3 protein-coding genes are annotated in these 2,039 nt (G+C 37.9%); 2 read left to right on the top strand and 1 reads right to left on the bottom strand.

Annotated elements, in window-relative coordinates:
- On the bottom strand, nucleotides 1-629 hold a 629-nt coding region (cyoE, locus tag ACFIO3_RS05325), incomplete at its 3' end, for a heme o synthase (RefSeq protein ID WP_375704177.1).
- Nucleotides 630-973: 344 nt separating this feature from the next.
- Here cyoE and ACFIO3_RS05320 point away from each other — a divergent pair.
- Nucleotides 974-1,513 carry an invasion associated locus B family protein gene (locus ACFIO3_RS05320; protein WP_375606408.1) on the top strand — a complete coding sequence of 180 codons (540 nt, stop codon included), beginning with the start codon at nucleotides 974-976 and terminating at the stop codon, nucleotides 1,511-1,513.
- A gap of 109 nt (nucleotides 1,514-1,622) precedes the next feature.
- The coding region (locus tag ACFIO3_RS05315; RefSeq protein ID WP_375704175.1) for a PmbA/TldA family metallopeptidase at nucleotides 1,623-2,039 on the top strand (417 nt) is incomplete at its 3' end.

The raw sequence follows: 2,039 nt of genomic DNA, 5'->3' as shown, positions 1-2,039 counted from the left end.
ATACCTGCAGCCTCATAATCAAGAGATGAAAATAAAGAAAGAGCCCAAAAGTGAGGGGGGGTCCACATAAAAATGATTAAAAATAATAAAAAGCTATCAATACTCACTGTCCCTGTTGTCACGGCCCATCCAATCATTGGTGGAAAAGCCCCAGAAGCACCACCAATAACAATATTTTGTGGTGTGATACGCTTTAACCAAATTGTATAGATAACGACATAAAAGAAAATCGTAAATGCAAGAAAAAATGCCGCAAACCAATTAATGAAGCTTCCCATAACCAATACCGAGAGCATAGAAAGAACCATGCCAAAAATAAATGCCCTTTGAGAGCTGATTTTACCCATAGGAATAGGACGCTTTTTAGTCCGTTCCATCACAGCATCAATGTCAGCATCATACCACATGTTCAGTGCTCCCGCACCACCGCCACCAGCAGCAATACATAAAATTGCTAAAAAACCATACCACGGATTGATAGGAACAGGCGATACAAGCAAACCAACCAGAGCCGTAAAGACCACAAGAGACATAACACGTGGCTTTAATAATGTGATGTAATCACCAATACCGGATTTTGGTGGCGTTGATTTACCATTCACAACCGATAACTCTTCTGAAACTGACATTCCACTCAAAGCTCTTTTCCATTTCTGTCATTCACAAACCCAATATTATCTGACAAATATTATCTAGCGTATGGAAATGACCAATTAAGACCAATCGTATTTTTGAGAAAATATGAAATATCTCTTTCGCACGTATCCCCTAAAAGTAAATGGAAATATTGGCAATAAAAATACATTTTTTCAATCAACGTTCTCTCCACATTACAAATGTATCATAAAAATATATCATATGAATTAATATATTTGGGTAAATACTGATTTTGTGTTATGGTTTTTTATGGGGAATTCATTTTTTTATGTAAATCTATGCATGGTTTTGGGTGTTGAGTCGGATAGGATTTTCTGTGATACTTTATAAATTACTCAAAAAAACTTTTTTTATTGGTGCTGTTCTTTACACACTTTATAGTAGTTTTATCAGTCATGCATTTGCACAAACACCCTATGCACAAGATGTCCCTGCTCCACAAACCTATGGTGCATGGACAAAGGTTTGTGCTCTACCACCAGGTACCCCTAATATGCAGTGTGAAGTTGTACAAAACGTCCATACACAAGGTCGTCATGATATTACCCTCCGCGTTACCTTTTATAAACTTCCTCAAAAGCAAGGCGCTTTGATGCGTGTTTTTGTTCCGATTCGCGTTGAGTTACGTCCTGGTGTTGGCATTAAAATTGACGATAAAGATATGGGAAGAATGGAATATCGTCGTTGTCTTGGTGATAATTGTGTTGCTGAAGCTTTTCTGAAAGAAGACATATTACAACTCTTTTTAAAAGGAAAAATGGCAACCTATTTTATCTTCACAACTCCAGAGCAAGGAATTGGAGGTCTGGTTGACCTTCAGGGTCTTAGCGACGCCTATGCAACCTTACCAACATGAATAAAATCGACACACATTGGACAATTAAAATCTCATCGTATATTTTGAGAGCCCCTTAATTTAGATCAATAAAAATCTTCTCATCCCCCGTAAAAATAGGATAATTCTTATGAAATCGCTGATTGATCATTTTGATATTGCTTCCTCTAAAGTGCAGTCTCTTGTACAGGAAACGCTTCATCATGCGGATGATGGCGAACTTTACCTTGAGTATACAGAAAGCGAAGCTCTTTTATTTGATAATGGACAGCTTAAAAACGGCTCTTTCCATCAAGATATGGGGTTTGGTCTGCGTGTCGTTGCTGGAGAAGCTACCGGATATGCACATTCTAATGAATTATCAGCTGCTGCACTCAAGCGTGCTTGTGAAGCAGCTAAAGCTGTTACCTATAATAATCATGCTGGACCTTATAGTGTAGCACCTCAACAAACAAACAAGAGACTTTATCAACCGCATAATCCCCTTGATGCTCCGTCATTTGAAGAAAAAAGTGCTCTTTTGCAAAAAATTGATGCCTATTTACGT

The sequence above is a fragment of the Bartonella sp. AD328YNZD genome (assembly GCF_042196425.1).
The sequence above is the reverse complement of the archived record's forward strand: the minus strand, read 5'-3'. Positions and strand labels throughout refer to the sequence as shown.